Origin of the sequence: Sphingopyxis soli (genome assembly GCF_018682675.1) — a bacterium.
Classification (GTDB): Bacteria; Pseudomonadota; Alphaproteobacteria; order Sphingomonadales; family Sphingomonadaceae; genus Sphingopyxis; species Sphingopyxis soli.
In genome coordinates this window covers 1-22,611 of sequence record NZ_JAFMTR010000084.1, presented here as the reverse complement: position 1 = coordinate 22,611, position 22,611 = coordinate 1, and the positions used below count along the sequence as shown (strand labels likewise).

The following is a 22,611-nucleotide window of genomic DNA, read 5'->3' as shown; positions in this document are numbered from 1 at the left end:
CTAACTTTCACGCAGGCGGAAAACAGGAAGGCGGAAGTCCTCACCGATCAATTCGAATTCCACTTCCACCGGAAGGTCGAGCGCTAGGCGCTCGTGATCGCAACCAATCAGGCGCGTGGCCATGCGTACGCCCTCTTCCAATTCCACCACCGCCGCCACGAAGGGAATTTCGTCGGCAAAAGCCGGGTGGAGGGCCTGGTGGGTAACGGTCCAGGAAAACAGCGTGCCCTTGCCACTGCTGCGTTCCCAGGAGAATTCCGGCGAGCCGCACTTTGCGCACATATAGCGCGGTAGGTGGCGGAAGCAGCCGCAGCCGCCGCAGCGCTGGAAATAGAGATTGCCGTCTTGGCACCGCTTCCAGAATTCCTGCTCAACCGGGTCTTGCGGGCGAGGTCGCGGTTTGGGCGGCGCAACCTGCGCGGAGGGCCGCATTTTGGGAGGCAGATCGCTCTCGCTGCTCATGCAAACCTCCTGAGAATGGCAATGCTTCCATCGCCAAGGTCACCCCAGCCGGTCACAAGACCAGTTTGGGCTCCCAGCACCTGGCGCTCGCCGCAGTCGTGACGAAGCTGGCGCACTGCCTCGACCACGTGGTTGAGTCCCCAGACATGCGCCTCACTGAGCAAGCCGCCATGGGTGTTGATCGGATAGCGGCCACCCAGCTCAATCTGGCCATTGGCGACGAATTCGAACTGTGCACCCGGTTCGCAATAGCCCATCGCTTCCAGTTGCAGCAGAACGACATAGGTAAAGCAGTCGTAAATCTGCAGGAAATCCATGTCCTCGCGCTTGACGCCCGCCATGTCGAAAGCGCGCGGGGCAGCATAGCTGAGGCCAATCTTGAAGGGATCGGGCCGCGAGGGGATGTCGTCGGCGGGATAGGGGTGGCCTTCCGCGGCACCGGCGATGCTGACGGGCACATGCGGCATATCCCTGGCCCGATCCATTCGCGATATGACTACCGCGCAGGCGCCATCGGTTTCAAGGCAGCAATCGTAAAGGCGGAAGGGCTCGGATATCCAGCGCGCCGAATGATAGGTTTCCGCGTCGAGTTCGCGCCCATAGGTAAAGGCGCGCGGATTCAACTGCGCGTGACGCCGGCAGGCTAGCGCTACCGCTGCCATCGCATCCGCGCCCACGCCGTAAAGCTTCGAGTGACGGGTCGCCAGCCAAGCATACATCTGCACCGGCAGGAACACACCATAGGGGATGTAATAGCCCTGGATGGTATTGGTCAGCGTGTTCATGTTCATCGCCCGAGTGGGCGGGGCACCCGGCTTGGGCCTGAGGGCGGAATAGCCGTTCCAACCGAGCGTCACCAGCACGTGATCGCAAAGCCCGCTGGCGATCGCCATTGCCGCGTTCTGCAGCGCCGTCGTCGGGCTGGCGCCGCCCATGTGAACGGTGGCCGCATAGCGCAGCACATCAATGCCGAGATTGGCGGCCATTTCCTCCGAGGTCGTATAGATCGGCGGCGGCACCATGCCGTCGATGTCGCAAGGTTTCAGCCCGGCATCTGAGATTGCGCGGCGCGAGGCTTCCAGCATCATGTCCACCGCGGTCCGTTCGGTGCCCTTGACGAATGCGGTTTCGCCCACACCGGTTATGGCGGCCTTGTCGGCAAAGGATAAGGTCTGCGAAGCGTTCATACAGCGTACCCGTCTTGCCGCAATTCAGGAATAGAATCTGGCATCGGCCAGCGCCCTTTCGGCCCCTTCGACAAGATCGCGCATGACCTCTGCCGCTGGACGGATCGAATGGATCAATCCAATTCCCTGCCCCGCGAAGCCGGGCATGATATCCTTGCGCTGAGCCTTTATGCCCGAAGCCATGACCGGCCCTGAAATCATCGACTGGTAAGGCATCGGAAGCGGCTCCTTGCCCGCCGCAACCCAAGCATCGGCCCATTTGTTGCGGATCATGCGCGCAGGCTTGCCGGTCAACGAACGGCTAACGACGGTATCTGCATCGCCGCCGTCGGTTATTGCTTCCTTTTGGAACCGTTCAATCCCTGCCTCTTCGGTTGCCAGGAACGCCGTTCCGACCCACGCGCCCAGAGCGCCCAGCATCATCGCTGCGGCGACTCCGCGGCCATCGGAGATTCCACCTGCTCCGATCACGGGAACCCGATCGCCCACCGCGTCGACTACCTGCGGAATCAGCGAGAAGGTTCCGATCGGGGAGTTGTGCCCGCCGCCATCGTGGCCCTGCGCCACAATCATGTCGATGCCGGAATCGACCACCTGCTGGGCGTGCTTGACCTTGCCGATCACCGCCATGACCCTGGTGCCATTGGAATGAAGGCGGTCCATCCACGGTCCGGGATTGCCGAGGCCGGCGGCATAGACTGGCACCTTTTCCTCGATTACCACTTCCATCTGCGCCTCGAAAAACTCCCGCGTGAACAGCTGCGGACCGCCCTTGCCCATTTCCGGCGCGCCAGCCGCGCGCATGGCCATTGCGGCATCCACTTCGGGCAGATCCTCGCGTTCCATGAAATCGCGGGTGAACTGCTGATATTCGCCAAGCAGTGCCATCGGGTTTTCGAGCGAGGCGCCGCTCTGCGGTGCCGAACCGCGCCTGACGGAGGCAGGCAGAAGGGTGTCGACCCCAAATGGCTTATCGGTCAGTTCGCGGGTCTGGCGGATCCAGCTGCGCAACTGGTCTGGCGAGCAGGCCGCAGCGCCAAGAACGCCAAGTCCCCCGGCATTCGATACTGCGGCCGCGAGCGCGGGGACACTCGCCCCGCCCATTCCGGCCAGAAGGATCGGGTATTCGATCCCGAGAATTTCGCATATGCGGCTCTTGAGTGCCATCGTAATACCCTCTCCATCCAGCGCCACCCACCGGCGCCCGTTTTTTACGTCTGTCCCCACCTGACCTTCTGGGACACAAGCTCAGGGCTTCTCTGTGCGAGATAGGAGGCGGAGCCCGCCACGAGACGCGCCATAGCCTGCCGCGCTCCTTCGGCATCGCCCTTGCGCACAGCTTCAAGGACGCGGCGCAAGAAACGCAACTGGACCGCACGCTCTTGCGCCGAATACCCCAGCGAGAGCGAGAATTCGCGGGTAAGCATATGCAACGCGGAAGTCAGAAGGCCGAAAAGCGGATTGCCGCTGGCCCAGCCGAGCATATCGTGAAAACGGCGATTCAGTTCCTCGAACTGGCTGCTCGCTTCGTTTCGCTCCAGCTCTTTGAGGCAATCGGCAAGTGCGCTCAGATCACCCGTGGTCGCGCGCTGGGCGGCATAGGCTGCAACATCCGCCGCAATCGCTTCGCGCAATTCGAGCAAGCCCCTCAAGTCCGCCTCCATGAAATGCAGGATCAGCGAGAGGCTGTTTGCGAAATCGCCAGTCTGCGGGCGAGCGACCACCGGCCCGCCACCGCGACCTAGTTGAAGATGGATAACGCCTTGGAGTTCAAGGAAGCGAAGCGCTTCGCGCAAGGTCGCTCGGGCGACATCGTATCGCGCAAGCATTTCGTCCTCGCGCGCCAACCTGTCGCCCGCAACATGCGCCCCGGCTTCGATATCGCGTACGATGTCCTGCGCAAGCGTGAGCGCACGCTTGGCCTTCCTCGAATCATCGACCTTCGGTTGCATCACTGGGAATCGCTCCTCTGATAAAACCTTATAAGAGTTTATCGGATGGCATGTCCAGCATCAGTCTATGAAGTTTGCAGTGCGGTCAAATGTCGCAACAATCCTTATAAGCTTTATTGACCACACCCTGCGAAACATCTACCTGTTTGATAGCAAGGTGAGTCTGCTTGCCTGGGATGGAGGACGAGACATGAGCATCGACACGATGGAGCTGGATACTGCCGGAAAAGTTGCAGCCATTCCGATCGACGAAATTGATGTCGCACGGCCGAGTCTTTTTCAGCAGGACACGATCGGCCTGTATTTCGACCGGCTGCGCAAAGAGGAGCCGGTCCACTATTGCCGCGAAAGCTATGTTGGGCCTTACTGGTCGATCACCAAGTTCGACGATATCATGGCTGTCGACACCAACCACAAAGTCTTTTCGTCGGAGGCAAAGCTCGGCGGTATCGCCATTCAGGACATGCATTCGGTGGAAGGCGCGCTCGAACTTGAAATGTTCATCGCTATGGATCCTCCAAAGCACGACCAGCAACGCAAGGCCGTCACCCCCGCTGTAGCGCCGTCCAACTTGCTGTTGCTCGAACCGACAATCCGCGAACGAGCGTGTCAGATTCTCGATGATCTGCCGATAGGCGAGGAATTTGATTGGGTTGACAAGGTCTCAGTTGAATTGACCACGATGACCCTTGCTACCCTATTCGATTTCCCGTGGGAGGAACGCCGCAAGCTCACGCGCTGGTCCGACGTCACAACGGCCGCCCCTGAAACCGGCATCGTCGAATCGTACGAAGCGAGGCGTGAAGAACTCATCGAGTGCGCGATGTATTTCAAAGGACTGTGGGAGCAGCGCATCAACGAAGAACCGAAGAACGATCTGATTTCCATAATGGCGCATTCCCCGGCGACACGGGATATGCCCTTCCTCGAATTTCTGGGTAACCTGCTGCTGCTGATCGTGGGCGGCAACGACACCACGCGCAATTCGATAAGCGGCGGTGTGCTGGCGCTCAATCAGAACCCCGATGAATATCGCAAACTGAATGACGACCCTTCGTTGATCGCCAGCATGGTGCCGGAAATCATCCGCTGGCAGACGCCGCTGACTCACATGCGCCGCACTGCGCTGCAGGACTGGGAGATTGGCGGCAAGCAGATCAAGAAGGGCGACAAGGTCGTGATGTGGTACCTGTCGGGCAACCGCGACGAAACGGTCATCGACCGGGCTGACCGGTTCATCATCGACCGCAAGAATCCGCGCCATCACCTGTCATTCGGTTATGGCATCCATCGATGCATGGGTAACAGGCTGGCAGAACTGCAGTTGCGGATCATCTGGGAAGAAATTCACAAGCGGTTCGCCAAGGTCGAAGTGACCGGCGAGCCCGAGCGCCTTTTCTCAAACCTTGTGCGCGGGATCACCAATCTGCCGGTGCGGCTGCACGCGCGCTGATTTGCTGAAGCAGAAATACGGAGTGTATGATGGTCAAAGTGACGTTCGTATCCAGCGATGGAACGCGGCGGGAAGTCGAAATTGCCGAGGGCGAAACCGCACGCGAGGCGGCGCTCTTCAATGATGTACCGGGCATCGACGGCGATTGCGGCGGTGTCTGCGCCTGTGCGACCTGCCATGTCCATGTCGATCCGGCCTGGATCGACAGGGTTGGTCGCCTGGTCGAAGGGGCAGCGGAGGCAGAGCTTCTGCAATTTGCCGAAGGTGCCAACGAATACAGTCGCCTCGCCTGCCAGATACCCATGGTGGAAGGAGTGGAAGGTTTGATTTTGCACGTTCCCGAGCAGCAATACTGACCAGACAGAGCGCAGCCCTGTCGTGCGCGTGCGGCGTCGCAAATTCAGTTTTGAACGGAGGTTTCAGTGCCAACTCAGCTAGAACCTGATGTCTAGACGAGCGAAGACGCATTTCGCACCGAAATGCGGCAATTCCTCGCCGCCCATTTCCCTGACGAATTAAGGGGCGCGGGCAATATGCTGGCCGGGCCCATTGGCAGCTTCGGCTTGTGGATCATCCTGGCCGACGCGCATCCGGAAGCTTCGAGGGACAGCTCCAGCGTGTCGGTGACATCCCCGGCCCGCATGGTGGTACACAGCTTCCAAAGGATGACATAACGGGAGAAGTCGTCGAGCACGGTCGACAGGTACACCAAGCCCCAGCCGATGATCTTGAAGTAGGTGAAGTCGGTCTGCCACATCTCGTTCGACCGCGTCGTCTTGGTGTGGAACCCGTCGGCGGCCTTGATCACGATGAAGGCCGGACTGGCGATCAGGTCATGGGCTTTCAACATACGGTAAACCGTGGCTTCCGACACGAAGTAGCGCTTCTCGTCGGTGAAGCGCACCGCGAGCTCGCGGGGTGACAGGTCGGTTGTATCCAACGCCATGTCGATGATCTGCTGCTGGATATCATCGCAGATGCGGTTCCACACCCGCCTCGGGGCCGATGGCCGATCCTCCAGCGCCTCCGGCCCGCGCTCGAGGTAGCGGTCGTACCAGCGTTAGAAGGTCCGGCGCGGGATGCCCAACTGCTCCAGCGTGCGCTTGGCCGGCAGGTGCGACTGCTCGACGATCCGAATGATCTCCAGCTTCTCGGATGCGGGTTACCTCATTCGTCGTCGGCCCTATTCGCGATCATGCTTTTTTTGAGCAACCGGTTTTCCAGCGTCAGATTGGCCACGCATTCCTTAAGGGCACGGGCTTCGCGGCGCAGGTCGTGCACCTCGCCGGTGGTCGCGGCACGGGCGGTGTCGCCCGCCAAGCGCCGCTTGCCCGCCTCCATGAACTCCTTCGACCACGTGTAATACAAGCTCTGGGCGATGACATCCTTGCAGCACAGCTCGGCGATGCTGTCCTCGCCGCGCAGGCCTTCCAGCACGATCCTGATTTTGTCCTCTGCAGAGAAGTGCCGGCGCGTCGCACGCCGTATGTCCTTCACCAGCCGCTCAGCAGGGGCCTTCGGCGCCGATTTTTTCAAGGAGGATTGGGCTTCATCCTCGTTCCTTAGTCACTACGACGAAGCCCAAATCCTCCTTAAATCACAACCTCAAATCTGTGCCATTGGTGCTGACGGCGGACAGCACCGGCAATCCGCCCTCACATGAAGCGCTCGGGTTGAGCCATGTCGGTCTCCACGCAGAGGTTCGTTTCTTGGTAGACAACTCGTTGCACGAAATAGCTCGTCGGTCAATTGGCGCTGGCACGCGAAGCCAAGAGCGGCCCGCCTCGCGGGAGGGCGCTCACCGCCGAACGATTGCCGGCTCGATCGGACTATTCTGCAACACGGCGGGAGGCAGGTAGGGCTCCGTGCCGCGATATTCGCAATTAGTTAGCCGTCAGTGCTGGCAACCTGATGCAGCGGGGGCAGAACGGCCGCGGCGCGCCGCCTCAGACGCGAGCGGTGCCAGTTGGGGATATCGGCTTGCTGACGATGAATGGCGTCGGCCATTTCAAATCTTCCACGGCTCCTATCGAGGAGGCATGTCTTCCGATCCGCTTTCGAGATTGCCGGACATTTTCGTCAGCAATGAGCGCATCGCGCGTATCTCAGTTGGGGAAATCATATGGAGCAGTCGCGCGTAGATCATGTCGGCTTCGGCGCGCAGCTGAGGCAGGATTTCGATCGCTCGGGGCAAAAGATGAAGTTCCCAGACGCGCCGGTCGCCCTTGGCAGCGCGCCGTTCCGCGAGCACCATTCTTTCCAGCTGGTCGACAACATGGCCAACGCTGGCACGCTCCAGTTCGAGGCATTTGGAGAGGTCGGTTTGGGTCATGCCCGGGGTCCGATAGATATAGACGAGCGCGCGCCACTGGGTTCGCGTCAATCCGAAGCGCGCCGTTGAGGCATCAAACTTCCGACGCAGTTTGCGGGGCACTTCCTCGATGAGAAAGACAAACTCGTCTGAGGCCGTCAGAAGACTTTTCGCGGGAGAGATGCCGCTTGTATTGCGAGGTTCAACCATCGTCATGGACTGTAGAGCCAACATCATATTCTGAAAACCCTTTACTGTAAGATATGATATAGTATGATCGTGGAATGATTGATCAGTCGATCACGCTTGCCGGGAAAGCGGGCCATGAAATCGCAGCGTCGGTTGATGGCCCGGAACTCGGATTACCGGTAATCCTCGCGCACGGCGGCGGACAGACCCGAAGGGCATGGAGGGCGGTAGCCCACCGGCTCGCGAGCCATGGTTTCCGGACCATCGCAGTCGATATGCGCGGGCACGGCGAGAGTGCATGGGCCAGCGACGGAGCCTATGATATCTCCGATTTTGCGGCCGATCTCGTCGAGATCGCTGCGGCGACGGCGAGCAAACCGGCGCTGATTGGCGCGTCTCTTGGTGGCCTGGCCGGGATCATCGCCGAGGGAAAATGCGCACCGGGAAGTTTCGGATCGCTGACGCTGGTCGACGTCACACCTCAGATGGAACCGAGCGGCGTCGCCCGCGTGGTCGGTTTCATGGCGGCGCATGCGCGCGATGGTTTTGCGTCGGTGGAAGAGGCCGCACAGGTCATTGCCGACTATCTGCCCCATCGCCCCAGCCGGAAGGCTTCGGCCGGGCTAGCACACTATCTGCGCCGCAAGGACGATGAACGCTTCTATTGGCACTGGGACCCCGCCTTCATCGAAAGAGTGACGCAGCAGGGCGGCGGCGTTTCCAGCGACCATGGCCGCACCGAGCTCAGCGCGGCCGCTGCCTGCTTGACCTTGCCGGTGCATCTGATCCGCGGCGGGTCAAGCGATCTCGTCTCGCTGGAAGCCGTCAAGCATTTCCAGGGCCTTGTCCCTCATATGGCGTATAGCGACATTGCGAATGCGACTCATATGGTGGTGGGGGACGAGAACGACGCTTTCGGGCAATCGATCCTAGAGTTTTTGCTCGGCATCCATGAAGCGGAAATGAAATCATGAATGCCCCCGCCGTCCCGGGGCTTGAGGAATTACGTGACCTATTGGCGCTGGCCCCTTTTCACCGCTGGCTCGGGCTCAGCATCGCTGAGGTCGGCGCCAACGAGTTGGTGATCTCCATGCCTTGGCGAGACGAAATCATCTCAAATCCGACGGTCGGCGCGGCGCATGGTGGCATCGTATCGGCTTTGATCGATCTGACCGGCCTCTATACGATCATCGCGATGGGGGGTGCTGCGCGGGCGACGGCGGACCTCCATGTGGATTTTCACCGACCGGCCAAGCTGGGGCCGCTTCGCGCGATCGGCAGCCCGGTGAAATTAGGGCGGCAGATAAGCGTCGCGGCTACCCGGATCCTAGCCGCAGACGGAACCTTGGTGGCGAGTGGTAGAGGGGCCTACGTCGCCTGATAACCGCCCGAGGCGAGCCAATCTGCGCGGCCAGATGCATGCCCAGCAGCTTTCGGAGCCGAGGCAGTGGCGGCAGCGACACGCTTTTTGGCGACGTGTCCCTAGGCCGAACCCACGACCGGACGGCCGCGCATCGGCCATTCAGTCAAATCGGCTCCCTGCCGGTCACACGCGGGTTTGGCCGCTCGCCTTTGAGCCGTCGACTTTGCCTAGTCCGACAGGCCAGCCACGCAGCGCATGGAGATCAAGTTCTCCTGTGCTGCGTGACTAGACTGCTGGGTCAGGTCAGGGCGCCGGGGTGCGATTCGCGATCGCATCCTCGATCAGATCCTGCATGACCTGTTCGAGCTCGACGCCTTTCCGGTCGCCTCCGCTCGATATTTCGGTGGCGATCAAAGCGTAATAGCCGGTCTCGCGATCGATCCAGCCGGTCCAACCATAGGCACCCGGTGAGGAATTGATCTTGGACGTCGCGCAGGCCGAAGGCGTGTCGCATTCGACAAAGGAGCCGAGCGCATATTCCCAATTGCCCGCGCTCGCCGGCACGAAAACGCGCGGCAAGCCTGCGGTACGTTGCTGGGTGAAGCTTGTCATATCGGTAATAAAGCTGCCGCCAAGGAAGGCACGCAGAAGTTTCGCATAGTCGCGCGGCGTCGAATAGGCGCCGCCCGCGACCCACGGGTTGGTGGGAGCGCTTCCCGCAGGGTCATACCAGGTCGTGCTCGTCATCCCGAGCGGGGTCGTCACATGCTGCGCGAACAGTTCGTGAAAATTGCGCTGGCGTGCCGGTGACGTGCCGGGCGCGATGCTTATATCCTTTGCCTCCAGATAGGCAGCGGCGACCTGAAGGCCGTGCGGTCCATAGCTATATTGCGCGCCGGGCGCGTTGCCCGGGCGCAAAATATCATAGCGCAAATCGTGGATGCTCTTCGCGCAATTGTAGAGCGTCATGGCCGGAAGCAGCTGACAGCCGCCAACGAGCGGGCTCGCATTGAAGCCCGACGTCATCGACAGCGCATGCTTGAGTTGGACATCCTTCTTCGTTCCGATCGTGGTCCAGAAGGCAAGCGGCGGCCGCATCGGATCGTCGAGCGTCGCGATGCCAGCCTGCACCATGCGCATCCCCAGCGCGCCGGCGAACCATTTGGAGGCCGACGCAAGCGGGGTCACCCGATCGATACCAAAGCTGCCCTTCTCGTAAGCGAAGAGATAGTCGGGATCCGAAGCATTCCCGACGATGAAATAGCCGTTATCGACCTCGGTATCAGCGTCGATTGCCGACTGTAACGCGGTCCAGTCATAGGTATAACCGCCGACGGTGGCCGAAAGGCTGGCGGCCGCGGGCGCCGATGCCGCCGACGTCGACGCTTTAGCAGCGGGCGCCGCAGGCGGAAGCTGCACCATGGGACGCGCCTCGCCGCCGCCGTTGCCCCCGAACCCGCCCTGCGCCGCAAAGGCCGCAGCCCCAGCCATCGCCGCACCAGCGGCAAGCCACATCCATTTCGTTCTTCCAGCCATTTTCTCTCTCCCAGCTTCGTTGCACATCGTCGAAACGGAGGGCCTAGCGCGGCCGGACGGGCTAGGGCCTGGGCTGGCCGTTCCCGAAGTGAACATTGAGCAGATGGTCGAGCTGCGCCTTGCGAAAGCCGGCGACGACGCCAGACTCGGGCGCAAATTTTGCGAGACGGTCGCTTGCCGCATCGTAACGCGGCCAGTCGCGAACGAGTGCGCAGCCAGGAACGCCCGTCTTGGCGAAGCCAACCCAGCAGGCGGCGATGCCTTCGCCGAAGCGGCGATCCTCGTCACCGACGGCGCCGGCGACCGACGCGAAATAGTCGAGCGTCCCGAACAGATAGGGGATTTCAGACCCGTGCGCGGCGCCCTTGGCGCGGTCGCGCCGCGCCGCTGCGACATAGTCGAAATGATAGAGATACGAAGGCGCCCCTCCCGCCGTCCGGGCCGCGAGCCAGCGCGCCGGGGCGACGAACCAGGCGTCGCCCAACACCTGGCGCGCCAGTTCATCATCGGCCAGCCCCATGCCATAGGCGGCCCGGCCCGCCGCCTGGTCGCGCCCTAGATAGGCGAGCGCGGCGGATGGCGGCACGCCCATGGCAAGGATGACGCTCGCCTCGTTGCTGTTCGCGCCGACGAGGAGCGGAACGTCGATCGGCTCGCTACGCGCAAAGACGCGCCAAGGCGCTTCGCGTACCAGGTCGCCGTCGAGGATGGGGCCGGTCATCGCGCCCGGCGTCCGGACCTCGCCAGCGGCAACGAGCGCGGCGGCGGGCAGCGCGCGAAGCGCGTCGAGCGATGCTGAAGGCGGCGCACCTGCGCGCGCTGCCAACGCCGCGCCTAGCGCTTCTTGCTCGCCAAGCGGGCGCGGATCGAGGAGACCAACGCCCGACTGAACGATCGCCTTGGCGAACAGGCCTTTGGCTTCGGGCTGGGCAAGGATCGTCGTCACTCCGATCGCCCCGGCGGATTCGCCGAACAAGGTGATCTGGCGCGGATCGCCACCAAATGCGGCGATATTTTTCTTCACCCACCGCAGGGCGGCCAATTGGTCCATCAGGCCGTAATTGGCGAGCGCCTCGCCGCGCGGCTTGGCCGCGCTGAGCGCGGGATGGGCGAAATAACCGAGCGCGCCCAACCGATAGTTGATCGTCACCAAAACCACACCTTGCCGCGCGAAGGCGGTGCCGTCGAAAACCGGGAAGGTGCCCGAACCGACCACATGGGCGCCGCCATGGATCCAGACCATCACTGGCAGCTTTCGCGCCCCCGCCGGGCGCCAGATGTTCAGCTGGAGGCAATCCTCAGACTGATGCTCGGCTACCCCGCCCGCGACAAGTGCGGGGCGCACCGTCTGCGGACAAGCCGGGCCGAGTTTTGCGGCATCGCGGACGCCCCGCCAGCGCGGCGGTGCCTGCGGCGCCCGCCAGCGAAGAGCGCCGACCGGTGCGGCGGCGAAAGGAATATCAAGGAAGCGCTCGACGTCCCCCGTGCGCGCGCCCGCAAGGCGCCCCTGCGCGATTGTCGCCGCGGGGGCCGTCTCCGCCGCCGCGACAGACACCGATCCGGTCAGCATCGCGGCACCGAACAGTGCTGCCATCACCAAATGCCGCATTGCGCCCTCCTACCCTTCCCGACCAGCGGCTGGAGGCCGCGGACGGGAGCGCGACCTAGAAAGAAATGCGTCCTTCGACGCCGACGACGCGAGGCTGGCTGTACCGGTTGATCGTCGGCGCCTGCGCGACGAAATAAACCTTGTCGAAGACGTTGTTCGCGAACGCGCTGACGCTGATCTTGCCGAAGTCGACGCCGACCCGAAGATTGACGAGGACATAATCATCGAGGTCGACCGAGGTCGCTGTCAGCTCCTGTTTGCCGCCCCATTGACCACTGATCAGGACATTGCTGGTCAGCGCGACATCCTTGGTGACCGGGTAGCGCAGATTGAGGTTGGCCGAGGCGAGCCAGTCGGGAACCTGCGCAAGGTCCAGCCCGTCATAGCGGCCGCTCTTGACCTTGCCCTCTTGCCGCGAGCCACTCAAGGCGAGGCGGCCATTGCCTTCGCCGAGATCGAAGCCCTGGCTATATTCGGCCTCGATACCCCAGCTTTTCGCATCGCCTGCGTTGGTTAGATAGGCGACCGCGGCGATCGGGCACGCCGGATTGGTGAGCGCGCAGCCATCGTCGACCTGCGCGATCAGGTCTTCAAGCTCGGTGTAATAGCCCGCGATTGCGAAATAGCCGCGGCGGATCGGACTGCCCTTGATGCCGACTTCGTAAGACGTGCTGTTTTCGTTGCCGAACAGCACCTGCACAGGACTCGGCGCGCGCGGATCGGAGAGGCGCGTGTTGAACCCGCCGGCCCGATAGCTGCTGCCGACCTTGCCATAGGCGAGGATGTTCGACGTGAGCTTGTACGAGAGGGTCGCATTGTAGGAGAGATTGTCGGCGTTGATGCTGTCGTCGATGATCCGCGATGGCCCGCCGGTGGGCAGGCCAGTCCCCAAATCGTAAAGCCGCGCCGAGATGCTCCGGCTGTCGCGGGTATAGCGCAGTTCGCCGGTCAGGTTGAGGCTGTCGGTGATGTCGAAACCGAGCGAGCCATAGGCCGCATAGCTTTCGAAATGCAGCCGCGCGGGCGCGATATTGCCCGGCGACGGATTGGCGAGCGTCGGCGTGCGCGTCGTCGCCACCGAGAAATCGCTGTCGAGCAACAGCATTTCGGCGCCGACCAGCCATGTGAAGCGATCGCTCGCCCCGCTGACATGAATATCCTGCGAAAAATTGTCGGTCGTGTCGACGACGTAGGACGCGGTGCTGGCATCGAGCGGCGTGAGAGCGCCGATCTGCCCCGCGGCGCGCGCACGCGCCAGCTCGGCGGGGCTGATCGCGTCATTGTCGAGATCATATTCGGACGTGCGCTTGCGAAAGGAGGTTGTCGACGTCAGGTCGGCACCGCCCAGATCCACGCGGACGAGCGCCTGAAGGCCGTCCACGTCCTGGCTGGCGCGCGGCGCGGTGTTCCAGGGGTAGCGAAAGCGATCCTGCGTATAACCGCCGGGAAAGCCTGGCGTGCCCGCGGGAATGGATATCTGGTAATGGATCGTCGGCGTGGTCAGCCGCTGGGTCTCGGCCGTGATGATCGCGTCGACCGGCCCGCGCTTCAGCCGGATCTGGCCGCGCAGTCCGTGGCCCTTCTGCTGGTCGAAATAGACGTCGTTGTCGGGATTGTAGAAGAAGCCCTTGTCCTGCTCGACGAGATCGCCGCTGATGCGGATCGCCAGGCCATCGGCGAGCGGGACATTGATCACGCCCTGCGTCTGGAAGCTGTTGTTCTCGAAGCCATAGCGCGCGCTCGCCCAGCCCGAGAGATCGAATTCGGGCTCGGCCGAGATGATATTGATCGCGCCGCCGACCGCGTTGCGGCCGTACAGCGCGCCCTGCGTCCCGCGCAGAACCTCGACGCGGCCGATGTCGAGCAGGTCGAGCCGCGTGAAGTTGCGACCGCCCACCGGACCGCCGGCGATATAGGCACCGTTGCGATAGAGCCCGACGCTCGGGTCGCCATTGGTGGCACGCGCGGTCGACGAAGCGCGGATCGAGATCTCCGACGTGACGGACGAGTTCAGATTGTTGAAGCGAACGCTTGGCTGATCGGCGAGGAGTTCGCCGCTGCCCGTGGCGCCGCCGCGATCGGTGAGCGACGTGATATCGATGACCGACGCCGCGGTCGGCACATCGGCCAGCCGCTCTTCGCGGCGGCGCGCCGTTACGACTATGGCGCCGTCATCATCCGCTTCAGCCGCGTCCGGAAGAGCTTCGGACGGTGCGTCTTGAGCGAAAGCAGGCGGAGCGACGGCTACCCAAATCGCGGCCGTGCAGAAAAGAAGGTTCGCTCTGCGTCCCATGGTCACTCTCCCCATCTTGTTATCGCAATTATTATCGATAATTTTGTGCAAAACCGTCGGCAAGTCAAGCCGGAAAGCGCAATGTCTTTGCAGGTGGTTCGCTGGTCTAAGAGACGACGGCGCTCAGCAGGTCGCGGACGCCCCGCGCCGTAGCGGCAAGGGGGTCAGGTGTGACCGTCGATAAATCGTCGGTCACAGCGTGGTGATGACGGTGTGCGCCAAAGATGCCGGCATGACGCACGTAGCCGGCCTTTATCACTTCCGAGAGTTCGCCCGCTGTGCCTTCCGCCGAAGGATAGGCCATTTCCAACCCCGGCTGGCCTTTGAATATCTCGCGCGCACACGTCACGAATTCGGGCGATGTCATGAGAAAACGATAGGGATCGGCGCTTGGCAGCGGCAGCAAGCGCCCCGGCATTTCCTGATAGTCACGTGCTGCCGCATTGGCGCCGAGATGAAACCAGAAAGCGGTCTCGCCGGGGGCTGGACCCACCTTGTCGGCGATATGGCTCGCACCGAGATTCTCATATTCATGCCCGCTGTTGCACAGGAAGAGCAGGCTGTGTTGCGGAAACGCTCGGGGCATCCAGTCGGCAAGCGCGAGCCACATCGCGATACCCGGCCCCCGCTCGCCGGCGCAATCGGTCCAGCCTGAACGCGGCGTAGAGACGACGAGCCAAGGGCGACCGGAGCGAACGCGTCGCCCGATTATATTCTGCGCTGCCCGAATCCCACCGCGCCCGCGAAGCGCTAATTTCGCCGCGGCACCGTGGCGCGCGGCTTCAATCACCGGGGCGGCGAGTCGCGGCGCGAGCAAGGCAAGTGGCTTGTCCGATACAGGATGACCGGCCGGGACATTGAGGAGCAAGGCCTCGCCCGTCGGCCCAGTCGTAATGAGAATGACCCCGTTCGCACCGCGCGCAAGCGCATCGGCGAGCGGCTCGCGCACTGCACGATCTACGAGGCTCGACCAGCGGCGGAAAGGCAGGCGCACGACGGCGATCGCGCCGTCGAGGCGTTCAGGGATTTCTGCGAGGCGCAGCGGCGCAGCGAGACCGGCCTCGCCGGTTTCGACGGCGAGCGGCTGTGCGACGAGCGGTATCGTGTGGTCGCCGAGCGTAAGTTCGCAATGCGACGCCTCGAACCAAGGCACGTCAAACGTCTGGCGATCCACTTCGAATCCGGCACTGAACAGCCGCTTCGCTGTCCAGTCGGCGGTCCAGCGATCGCCCGCGCCGCCCGACTGCTTGTTGCCGGCCTCGGCATAGCTTTGGACGTCGGCGAAGAGGCGTCCGGGGCCGAACATGGTCAAATCCAGGGATACAGCGGCAGCGGAGTCAACCTGCAATGCGATCGGCGCCGCGAGGCCCGCCTTAAGCAAGGTGCGGCGGTCGGTCGGGAGACGGCTCATGTCACTTTTGCGCGGCGGCGGCTGGGCTTAGGCTTTGCGTGGCGGGCCTTATATTCCTCGAGTGCGCGCCCAAAACTATTCTGAGTAACCCCGATCAGATCGCGCGCCACCGCATCGGCGGCATCGCCATCGCGCGCGACGATATGGCGGCAAAGCGCGTCGTAGAGGATGGCCGATCGCTTCGCCGCCTCGTTGCCATGCGTCTCGATATAGCTGTCAGTATAGACATTGTGCTGCCAGCGCGCGAGCAGCGCGACCCGATCGAGGAGCTCGAGCGCGAGCGGCGCATTGCTGCGTTTGGCGATAAAGCGACCGATGCGGTTCGAGACCTTGATATGCTCGAACGTATTGTCGGTGCGCTGGGTGACATCCTTATATTCGACAAGCCGGTGCATCAGTTCGCGCCCGTCGCGGTCGGTCATTTCGGCGGCCGCAAGGCGACAAACGACGCCGAACAGCGATTTCCACAGTTCATAGACCTCGTTCGCAGCATGCTCGTCGATATCGATCACATAGGTGCCGCGCCACGGCACGACCTTGACAAGCCCGATCCGCGCGAGATGCCGGAACGCCTCGCGCACCGGCGCATGGCTCACTCCGAAGCGCGCGGCGATTTCGCGCTCGCGCAGCCACGATCCGGGCGGAATCCGCCATTCGACGATGTCGTCGGTCAAAAGGCGCGCGATCACGCGGTCCTGCGTCGGCGCGCTGTCGTCGTCGGTCTTCGTCGCGGCCATGTCTCTCCGTTCGGCTTTCCCTGCTCGCGGCGCCATCCTAATCGGGCAGCGCACACGAGCAATCGATGATTGCGAATGAATTTATTATCGATAATATGGAGAATGACAAGCATCGGAAAATCGGAGTCGGATCTTGAAGCGCACCATCCTCTTTTTCGCGGCCGCGGTTGCGGCACAGCCAGCCGCGGCAGGCGAACCCGCCCCTCTTCCCGGCTGTGCCGAAGCGATCGCCTATTCTGAGGCTAATTCCGGCGTTGCGCTGCTGATACTTGAAGATGGCAAAGTGCGCTGCCGATCGGCAGACATCGCGACGCCGCAGGAACTCTGGTCGGGCACCAAGAGCCTTGTCGGGCTGATGGCGGCGGCGGGCGCACAGGATGGACTTCTAACCCTCGACGAGCGGGCATCGGAGACACTCGCTGAATGGAGGGGCGACCCCAAAAAGGAACAGATCACGCTTCGGCAATTGCTGTCGATGACGGGCGGCCAGGCATCGACCGTCGGCAGGGCCCAAGGGTATCTGGACTCGGTGAAGGCACCGCTCACGGCGGCGCCGGGCAGCAAATTCCAATATGGTCCCGCCCCGATGCAAATCTTTGGAGAGATCATGCGGCGCAAGCTCGTTGCCAAGGGCCAAGACGGCAACGCTCGCCATTATGTGGAGCGGCGCATTCTCACTCCGCTTGGGGTTACCATAGGCAGTTGGCGCAGCGGCCCCGATGGCGCACCGCTCATGCCGCAGGGCCTCGTGCTGGCAGCGTCCGAGTGGGCGAAGATCGGCGAGTTCGTCCGCGGCGGTGGGAAGCTCGACGGCAAGCCGCTTGTCGATGAACTGGCGTTCGCCGAGCTGTTCAAGGGTAGCCAGGCCAATCCGGCCTACGGTCTCACCTGGTGGTTGCCCCGTAGCACGCCGGCTGTCGATATTGTTACCCGGTCCACCGATATCACCAGTCATGCCAACGAACTCCCGGCGGATATGGTCGTCGCCGCCGGCGCGGGCGATCAACGCCTCTATATCATTCCGTCGCTTCGGCTTACAATCGTTAGGCAGGCGAAACTCGATCTGGCGGCTTTGGCGGCGGGGGAAAAAGGCGATTGGTCCGATTGGCGGTTCCTGTCACTGTTGCTGAAAGCGGCGAGTGACTAATTTGAAACGCGGCCGAAAACATGTCGGGGCCGATCGAACCTAGGCCGTGCCGCTGCAATATGATCATTGAGAATTGCTGGCCGAATGGAAACGCGGCACGTGGAGTTTGCCGCTGGACCAAAATGATGACGGTTATTGACAGCCCGCGCGGCAATCATACCCGAGGGGCGGAACCTTGCACGCGACGCCGCAGTGGGGCGAAGAAGGATGCAGCATGTTACGGGGATTGATGCAGGACGCGCCGCTGCTGATCAGCGGAATATTGGAATATGCCGCGCGCGCGCACGGCGAGAGGGAGATCGTCTCGAAGGCTGTCGATGAGCCGGTTTGGCGGTATGACTGGCACCGCTGCGATCAGCGTGCGCGTCAGGCTGCGCAGGCCCTTGGTGTCCTCGGGATTGCAACGGGCGACCGCGTCTCGTCGCTCGCCTGGAACACGCACCGCCACCTCGAACTCTTCTATGCGGCGCCGGGCATGGGCGCTGTATTGCACACTGCCAACCCGCGTCTCAGCGACGAGCAAATCGCCTTTACTATCGCTCATGCAGGCAGCCGCATTCTCTTCTTCGAGCCCAATCTAGCCGAGCTCGTCGCACGGCTGCGCCCTCTCCTTCCAGGTATCGAGCGTTATGTCCTTCTCGCGGATCGCGGAGCGACCGCGCCAGATGTTGCTGACGCGTTGAACTATGAAGCGTTGCTGGCACGCCAGGACGGGGCCCTCACCTGGCCGAGCTTCGATGAAAAGGCAGCCGCATTTCTTTGCTACACTTCGGGGACGACGGGCGACCCCAAGGGCGTCCTATACAGCCACCGATCAATCGTTCTCCACGGGATGGCGGCCGGTCTGAGCAGTGCCTTCGGGTTCAGCGCTTTTGATGTCATCATGCCCTGCTCGTCCATGTATCATGCGACGGCATGGGGACTTCCGTTCACGGCAGCGATTAACGGCTGCAAGCTAGTGCTTCCTTGCGACAGGATGGACGGTGCCAGTCTCGCCGATCTGATCAACGAAGAGGGCGTCACCTTTTCGGGCGGTGTGCCCACGATCTGGACCATGTACCTCGCTCATCTCGACACCACGGGGACGGGGGTCGGCAATCTCAAGCGCCTCGTGATTGGCGGCTCGGCCGTCCCGCGGGCGATGGCCGAGACATTCCGCGCCAAATATGGTGTCACTGTGCTCCAGCTCTGGGGCATGACCGAAACCAATCCTCTCGGCGTGATTTCGACGCCCTCCCCGCTCCTGATGGCCGAAGGCGAGGATTTCGCGAACGATCTCCTGCTGACGAAGCAGGGTCGCATGCAATTTGGCATCGAACTGCGCATTATCGACGGCGATGGCACGCCGCTCCCCTGGGACGGTGAGCAGGCGGGTGCGCTCCAGGTCCGCGGACCGTGGGTCGTCGATCGCTATTTCCCCGATTTTGAGGGCGCCGGGAGCGATGGCTGGTTCGACACCGGGGACATAGGTACGATCGATCGCTTCGGCTTTCTCCGGCTGACCGACCGCGCGAAAGACGTGATCAAGTCCGGGGGCGAATGGATCAGCTCGATTGATATCGAGAATGCGGCGGTTGGGTACCCCGGCGTCCGGGTCGCCGCGGTCGTTGGCGTATATCATCCAAAATGGGAAGAGCGACCCCTTCTCGTGATTGAAACGCATGAAGGTCAAGCCGTCACAGCCGACGCAATTCGCGCGCATCTGGAGACGAAGGTTGTTCGTTGGTGGCTGCCGGACGACATCCTGTTCGCGACAGTACCGCTCACTGCAACGGGAAAGATCGACAAAAAGGCCTTACGCGAAGCGTATCGTAACCAACTCGCCTAGATGAGATCACACTGCGTCCATTCCCTGCGAACGGCAGCGATCCTTTCAGGCAGGCAAAGTTCAGCGGGCCTCGTGGGTCTTGCATAAGCCCGGGCAATCTCGCGGGGGCGGGCTATACAATGCAAAGCGCTCTACGCTTGCAGCGCGGACAAGGTATGGCCAAGATGAGGCATGACGTCGACCCAAAAAACCAAAGAACAAGCTTCCGGACGAACAGGGAGGCCTACTCGACAAGCCTCGCAAGCACTTTCGAGGAAAATTCTCCGTGTCGCCCGCGATGTCTTCTTTGCCGACGGATTCGGTCGTTCAACGGCGGAACGGATTGCTGCAAAAGCAGGCATCTCCAAGCGCACTTTGTACGCCCGTTACGGGAGCAAAAAGCTGCTTTTCGAGGCGGTAATACTCAGGGAAATCGAGGATCGGCTCTCCTTCCTCGAACAGCACGTTCCCGAACATGGCGACGTTCGGCCCGAGCTTGAAGAGCTGTCCGATGAACTGCTATCCTGGATGCTTACCGACATTCATGTCGCGTTGGAACGCGTTGTAATGGCTGAGGCTGCACGTTTTCCCGCTTTAGCGCGAAACCTTTACGAATTCGGCGTAGGACGCACGACGAGATTGGTGGCAGAGGTTTTGCGCAAAGCCGAGGAGAGGGGAGAAATCAGGGTGTCAGACGCGAATTTTGCTGCGGAGCAGTTTATATCCAGCGTCATTTTGTCACCTTTTCGTCGGGCCGCTCTTGGAGTGGGAGTGACCAGTCACAATGAAACCTCTTCAGCCCGAATGAGGCAAGCTGTGGATCTATTTGTGTACGGCTGCCGCCCCTCCCAGAAGGGGAGCCATCCATAACATTCCCGCTTCATCTCGGGCTGGGCAGTTGTCACGACTAGGTGTTTAGTCCCAGCATGTGATGGTGTAAGCTTGTCATCGTCACAGCGGGAGGGATTATGGGCCAGCTTCTACACGGCAGCGCCAAGACCACGCACGCCGTTCGAGCGGAGCTACAGCGATCGCAAGCTCCGGTCGCGCAGCTCGCGAAGCGGTACGGGATCAACGAGAAGACGGTGATCAAGTGGCGCAGCCGGCCGTCGGTCGAGGACATGCCGGTGGGGCCGAAGGAACGGCGCAGCACCGTGCTGTCGCCGATGGAAGAAGCCGCGATCGTGGCGCTCAGGGTGCAGGCCCGGCTGCCGCTCGATGACGTCTTCATCGCGTTGAAGGACGTGATCCCGAACCTGACGCGCTCGTCGCTTCACCGCTGCCTGCAGCGGCACGGGATCAGCCGATTGCCGAAGGCGGATCGCGAGAAGCCGAAGAAGTTCAAGAAGTACGAGATCGGCTATTTCCACATCGATATCGCCGAACTGCGCTACGAAGGCGGCAAAGGATTCCTCTATGTCGCGGTGGACCGCACCTCGAAGCTGGTGTTCGCCCGCATCTATCGACGGGCGACCAAGCTCGCCGCGGCAGCCTTCCTGCGCGTGCTGATCAAGACGGTTCCCTACAGGATCCACACCATCCTGACCGACAACGGCGTGCAGTTCGTGCAGCGTGACCAGGGCGGCACACTGGGATGGATCGGCCATATCTTCGGCCGTGTCTGCGAGCAGAACGGCATCGAGCATCGCCTCACCGTAACCGGTGTTTCCCTGCCACCTTGCGGGAGTGAAGCGTGGCGTCGATTTTCGCTAGCCCGATCAGGCTGGAGGATGCTGATGCTATGATGATGACATGTGATGATGCTGGCACCAGCGTGGTTCGGCGTTTTGAGGTTTTCACAGGTGCGGGCCAGCGTCGGGAGTGGTCGCCTGAGGTAAAGGCGTCGATCGTCGCGGAGAGCTATTCGGGTCAGGAGACGGCCTGCGCGGTGGCGCGCCGTCATGGGCTTGCTCCGTCGCAACTATTCGCTTGGCGCCGGGATCTGCGCAAGAAGCTGGAGGACCAAGGGCTGACGCTTCCAGCGACGCCTGCGTTCGTGCCGGCGGTGATCGAACCGCTCCCTTCGGGTGATCCAGCCCCTGTCGCCAGGCGCGGCCGTCGCCGTCGGCGTCCCACAGTCAGTGCTGTCGAGCTGGAGATTGACGGCGTGGCGGTGAAGATCGGACGCGGGGCCGATGCGGCTGTGATCGCAGCGGTGATTGAAGCACTCAAGGCAACGCGATGATCGGACCTGGCGCTGGCGCGCGCGTGATGGTGGCGACGCGTCCGGTGGATTTTCGCAAGGGACCTGACGCCCTGGCCGCGCTGGTCGGCGCCGAGTATGGCGGCGACCCATATTCAGGCGTGATCTACGTGTTCCGGGCAAAGCGTGCTGACCGGATCAAGCTGGTCTGGTGGGACGGCACTGGCCTGTGCCTGATGGCCAAGAAGCTGGAGTCCGGCGGCTTCCGGTGGCCGGGCATCCAGGACGGCGTGATGCGTGTGACCTCAGCGCAACTCGGCGCGCTTCTGGAGGGTCTGGATTGGCGCCGGGTGCATGGCGGGCGCCGCCCGCAGGCCCCGCAGATTGCCTGTTGACGGGGCGTTCCCAGACTGATTCACTGCTCCCATGCTCATGGAAGCGGACCTGCCGGACGATGTTGACGCGTTACGCGCGCTCGTCCTCGAACAGGCCCGCAAGCTCGAGAGTGCCGACGCGGAAGCCGAACGCCTGAGGGCGATCATCGAGGCTTTTCGGCGTCATCGGTTCGGCCGCCGTTCCGAGCAGCTCGATCAGGATCAGTTGCAGCTGGGCCTTGAGGATGCCGAGACGGCGCTCGCGGAAGCCGAGGCCGCCAGCGAAGCGAAGGCCGGACGGCCTCGCAGTGATCCTGTGCGCAAGACCAACCGCGGTTCGCTGCCCGCGCATCTCGAGCGGATCGAACAGATCGTTGACGTCGAGAGCAATGCTTGCCCCTGCTGCGGCGGCGCCCTCCACCAGGTCGGCGAGGATGTCGCCGAGCGCCTCGATGTGGTGCCGACCACCTTCCGCGTCGTGGTCACCCGGCGGCCGCGTTATGGCTGCCGTTCGTGCGAGAGCGCGATCGTGCAGCCGCCGGCGCCGGCGCGGATCATTGAGGGCGGCATTCCGACCGAGGCACTGATCGCCCAGGTGCTGGTATCCAAGTATGCCGATCACCTGCCGCTTTACCGG

At 62.3% G+C, this 22,611-nt stretch carries 20 protein-coding genes and 2 pseudogenes; 11 read left to right on the top strand and 11 right to left on the bottom strand.

Features of this window, described 5'->3' with window-relative positions:
* Genes J1N50_RS13195 through J1N50_RS13180 form a run of 4 tightly spaced genes read right to left on the bottom strand, consistent with a single transcriptional unit; the run spans window position 1 to window position 3,601 of the window.
* Window positions 1–462, bottom strand: coding sequence for a Zn-ribbon domain-containing OB-fold protein (locus tag J1N50_RS13195; RefSeq protein ID WP_054588688.1), 462 nt, complete (start codon window positions 460–462; stop codon window positions 1–3).
* On the bottom strand, window positions 459–1,649 hold the full coding sequence (locus J1N50_RS13190) for a thiolase C-terminal domain-containing protein (RefSeq protein ID WP_054588689.1): 1,191 nt from the start codon (window positions 1,647–1,649) through the stop codon (window positions 459–461). The genes J1N50_RS13195 and J1N50_RS13190 overlap by 4 nt, the downstream gene beginning before the upstream one ends.
* A gap of 24 nt (window positions 1,650–1,673) precedes the next feature.
* Entirely contained in the window at window positions 1,674–2,816 is a 1,143-nt protein-coding gene (locus J1N50_RS13185) for an NAD(P)H-dependent flavin oxidoreductase (protein ID WP_054588690.1), read from the bottom strand.
* A 44-nt stretch (window positions 2,817–2,860) separates the two neighbouring features.
* Window positions 2,861–3,601 carry a FadR/GntR family transcriptional regulator gene (locus J1N50_RS13180; protein ID WP_039575369.1) on the bottom strand — a complete coding sequence of 247 codons (741 nt, stop codon included), beginning with the start codon at window positions 3,599–3,601 and terminating at the stop codon, window positions 2,861–2,863.
* A 190-nt stretch (window positions 3,602–3,791) separates the two neighbouring features.
* Here J1N50_RS13180 and J1N50_RS13175 point away from each other — a divergent pair, with 190 nt between their 5' ends.
* On the top strand, window positions 3,792–5,054 hold the full coding sequence (locus tag J1N50_RS13175) for a cytochrome P450 (protein ID WP_039575372.1): 1,263 nt from the start codon (window positions 3,792–3,794) through the stop codon (window positions 5,052–5,054).
* A gap of 26 nt (window positions 5,055–5,080) precedes the next feature.
* Complete coding sequence (locus J1N50_RS13170) at window positions 5,081–5,410, top strand: 2Fe-2S iron-sulfur cluster-binding protein (protein WP_228383639.1); 330 nt, start codon at window positions 5,081–5,083, stop codon at window positions 5,408–5,410.
* 197 nt (window positions 5,411–5,607) lie between these two features.
* Here the strand turns inward: J1N50_RS13170 and J1N50_RS13165 are convergent.
* Window positions 5,608–6,590, bottom strand: a pseudogene (locus tag J1N50_RS13165) (helix-turn-helix domain-containing protein); the annotation flags it as partial.
* Between the two features lie 490 nt (window positions 6,591–7,080).
* Window positions 7,081–7,581 (bottom strand): MarR family winged helix-turn-helix transcriptional regulator, encoded by a 501-nt coding sequence (locus J1N50_RS13160; RefSeq protein ID WP_223181259.1) that lies wholly within the window; start codon window positions 7,579–7,581, stop codon window positions 7,081–7,083.
* A 68-nt stretch (window positions 7,582–7,649) separates the two neighbouring features.
* Here J1N50_RS13160 and J1N50_RS13155 point away from each other — a divergent pair, with 68 nt between their 5' ends.
* Window positions 7,650–8,528, top strand: a complete 879-nt coding sequence (locus tag J1N50_RS13155; RefSeq protein ID WP_039575377.1) for an alpha/beta fold hydrolase — start codon at window positions 7,650–7,652, stop codon at window positions 8,526–8,528.
* Complete coding sequence (locus J1N50_RS13150; protein ID WP_054588691.1) at window positions 8,525–8,935, top strand: hotdog fold thioesterase; 411 nt, start codon at window positions 8,525–8,527, stop codon at window positions 8,933–8,935. The genes J1N50_RS13155 and J1N50_RS13150 overlap by 4 nt, the downstream gene beginning before the upstream one ends.
* A gap of 285 nt (window positions 8,936–9,220) precedes the next feature.
* On the opposite strand, the gene J1N50_RS13145 is transcribed toward J1N50_RS13150, so the two are convergent.
* The 5 genes from J1N50_RS13145 to J1N50_RS13125 all read right to left on the bottom strand — a co-directional run bounded on the left by J1N50_RS13145 (window position 9,221) and on the right by J1N50_RS13125 (window position 16,503).
* On the bottom strand, window positions 9,221–10,453 hold the full coding sequence (locus J1N50_RS13145) for a serine hydrolase domain-containing protein (RefSeq protein WP_136173728.1): 1,233 nt from the start codon (window positions 10,451–10,453) through the stop codon (window positions 9,221–9,223).
* A 61-nt stretch (window positions 10,454–10,514) separates the two neighbouring features.
* Window positions 10,515–12,062 carry a carboxylesterase/lipase family protein gene (locus J1N50_RS13140; protein WP_082665267.1) on the bottom strand — a complete coding sequence of 516 codons (1,548 nt, stop codon included), beginning with the start codon at window positions 12,060–12,062 and terminating at the stop codon, window positions 10,515–10,517.
* 55 nt (window positions 12,063–12,117) lie between these two features.
* Window positions 12,118–14,184, bottom strand: a complete 2,067-nt coding sequence (locus J1N50_RS13135) for a TonB-dependent receptor domain-containing protein (RefSeq protein ID WP_215354182.1) — start codon at window positions 14,182–14,184, stop codon at window positions 12,118–12,120.
* Window positions 14,185–14,461: 277 nt separating this feature from the next.
* The gene (locus J1N50_RS13130; RefSeq protein ID WP_054588695.1) at window positions 14,462–15,766 is read right to left on the bottom strand and encodes a hypothetical protein; all 1,305 of its coding nucleotides are present in this window, start codon (window positions 15,764–15,766) and stop codon (window positions 14,462–14,464) included.
* A complete protein-coding gene (locus tag J1N50_RS13125) occupies window positions 15,763–16,503 on the bottom strand; it encodes a GntR family transcriptional regulator (RefSeq protein ID WP_052208263.1) in 741 nt (246 codons plus the stop codon). The genes J1N50_RS13130 and J1N50_RS13125 overlap by 4 nt, the downstream gene beginning before the upstream one ends.
* Window positions 16,504–16,636: 133 nt before the next feature.
* On the opposite strand from J1N50_RS13125, the gene J1N50_RS13120 reads away from it, so the two are divergent.
* The 7 genes and pseudogenes from J1N50_RS13120 to J1N50_RS13090 form a co-directional block, all read left to right on the top strand.
* Entirely contained in the window at window positions 16,637–17,650 is a 1,014-nt protein-coding gene (locus J1N50_RS13120; protein ID WP_052208266.1) for a serine hydrolase domain-containing protein, read from the top strand.
* Window positions 17,651–17,864: 214 nt separating this feature from the next.
* The gene (locus J1N50_RS13115; protein ID WP_137865749.1) at window positions 17,865–19,478 is read left to right on the top strand and encodes a long-chain fatty acid--CoA ligase; all 1,614 of its coding nucleotides are present in this window, start codon (window positions 17,865–17,867) and stop codon (window positions 19,476–19,478) included.
* A gap of 171 nt (window positions 19,479–19,649) precedes the next feature.
* Window positions 19,650–20,327, top strand: coding sequence for a TetR/AcrR family transcriptional regulator (locus J1N50_RS13110; RefSeq protein ID WP_039575391.1), 678 nt, complete (start codon window positions 19,650–19,652; stop codon window positions 20,325–20,327).
* A 98-nt stretch (window positions 20,328–20,425) separates the two neighbouring features.
* Window positions 20,426–21,112 (top strand): annotated as a pseudogene (locus J1N50_RS13105) (DDE-type integrase/transposase/recombinase); the annotation flags it as partial.
* 38 nt (window positions 21,113–21,150) lie between these two features.
* Window positions 21,151–21,642, top strand: a complete 492-nt coding sequence (gene tnpA / locus J1N50_RS13100) for an IS66-like element accessory protein TnpA (protein ID WP_228383643.1) — start codon at window positions 21,151–21,153, stop codon at window positions 21,640–21,642.
* A complete protein-coding gene (tnpB, locus tag J1N50_RS13095) occupies window positions 21,639–21,995 on the top strand; it encodes an IS66 family insertion sequence element accessory protein TnpB (RefSeq protein WP_039575394.1) in 357 nt (118 codons plus the stop codon). Before tnpA ends, tnpB begins: the two co-directional genes overlap by 4 nt.
* 31 nt (window positions 21,996–22,026) lie before the next feature.
* Window positions 22,027–22,611 (top strand): IS66 family transposase zinc-finger binding domain-containing protein (locus J1N50_RS13090; protein WP_215354180.1); only part of this gene is annotated, 585 nt, incomplete at its 3' end.

What these genes read in the sequence shown, in the direction of transcription:
- J1N50_RS13110 (WP_039575391.1), top strand. Translation starts at nt 19,650, where the DNA reads ATGACGTCGACCCAAAAAACCAAAGAACAAGCTTCCGGACGAACAGGG.
- J1N50_RS13160 (WP_223181259.1), bottom strand. Translation starts at nt 7,581, where the DNA reads ATGACGATGGTTGAACCTCGCAATACAAGCGGCATCTCTCCCGCGAAA.
- J1N50_RS13150 (WP_054588691.1), top strand. Translation starts at nt 8,525, where the DNA reads ATGAATGCCCCCGCCGTCCCGGGGCTTGAGGAATTACGTGACCTATTG.
- J1N50_RS13140 (WP_082665267.1), bottom strand. Translation starts at nt 12,062, where the DNA reads ATGCGGCATTTGGTGATGGCAGCACTGTTCGGTGCCGCGATGCTGACC.
- J1N50_RS13155 (WP_039575377.1), top strand. Translation starts at nt 7,650, where the DNA reads ATGATTGATCAGTCGATCACGCTTGCCGGGAAAGCGGGCCATGAAATC.
- J1N50_RS13185 (WP_054588690.1), bottom strand. Translation starts at nt 2,816, where the DNA reads ATGGCACTCAAGAGCCGCATATGCGAAATTCTCGGGATCGAATACCCG.
- J1N50_RS13125 (WP_052208263.1), bottom strand. Translation starts at nt 16,503, where the DNA reads ATGGCCGCGACGAAGACCGACGACGACAGCGCGCCGACGCAGGACCGC.
- tnpB (WP_039575394.1), top strand. Translation starts at nt 21,639, where the DNA reads ATGATCGGACCTGGCGCTGGCGCGCGCGTGATGGTGGCGACGCGTCCG.
- J1N50_RS13180 (WP_039575369.1), bottom strand. Translation starts at nt 3,601, where the DNA reads ATGCAACCGAAGGTCGATGATTCGAGGAAGGCCAAGCGTGCGCTCACG.
- J1N50_RS13130 (WP_054588695.1), bottom strand. Translation starts at nt 15,766, where the DNA reads ATGAGCCGTCTCCCGACCGACCGCCGCACCTTGCTTAAGGCGGGCCTC.
- J1N50_RS13145 (WP_136173728.1), bottom strand. Translation starts at nt 10,453, where the DNA reads ATGGCTGGAAGAACGAAATGGATGTGGCTTGCCGCTGGTGCGGCGATG.
- J1N50_RS13190 (WP_054588689.1), bottom strand. Translation starts at nt 1,649, where the DNA reads ATGAACGCTTCGCAGACCTTATCCTTTGCCGACAAGGCCGCCATAACC.
- J1N50_RS13175 (WP_039575372.1), top strand. Translation starts at nt 3,792, where the DNA reads ATGAGCATCGACACGATGGAGCTGGATACTGCCGGAAAAGTTGCAGCC.
- J1N50_RS13195 (WP_054588688.1), bottom strand. Translation starts at nt 462, where the DNA reads ATGAGCAGCGAGAGCGATCTGCCTCCCAAAATGCGGCCCTCCGCGCAG.
- J1N50_RS13115 (WP_137865749.1), top strand. Translation starts at nt 17,865, where the DNA reads ATGTTACGGGGATTGATGCAGGACGCGCCGCTGCTGATCAGCGGAATA.
- J1N50_RS13170 (WP_228383639.1), top strand. Translation starts at nt 5,081, where the DNA reads ATGATGGTCAAAGTGACGTTCGTATCCAGCGATGGAACGCGGCGGGAA.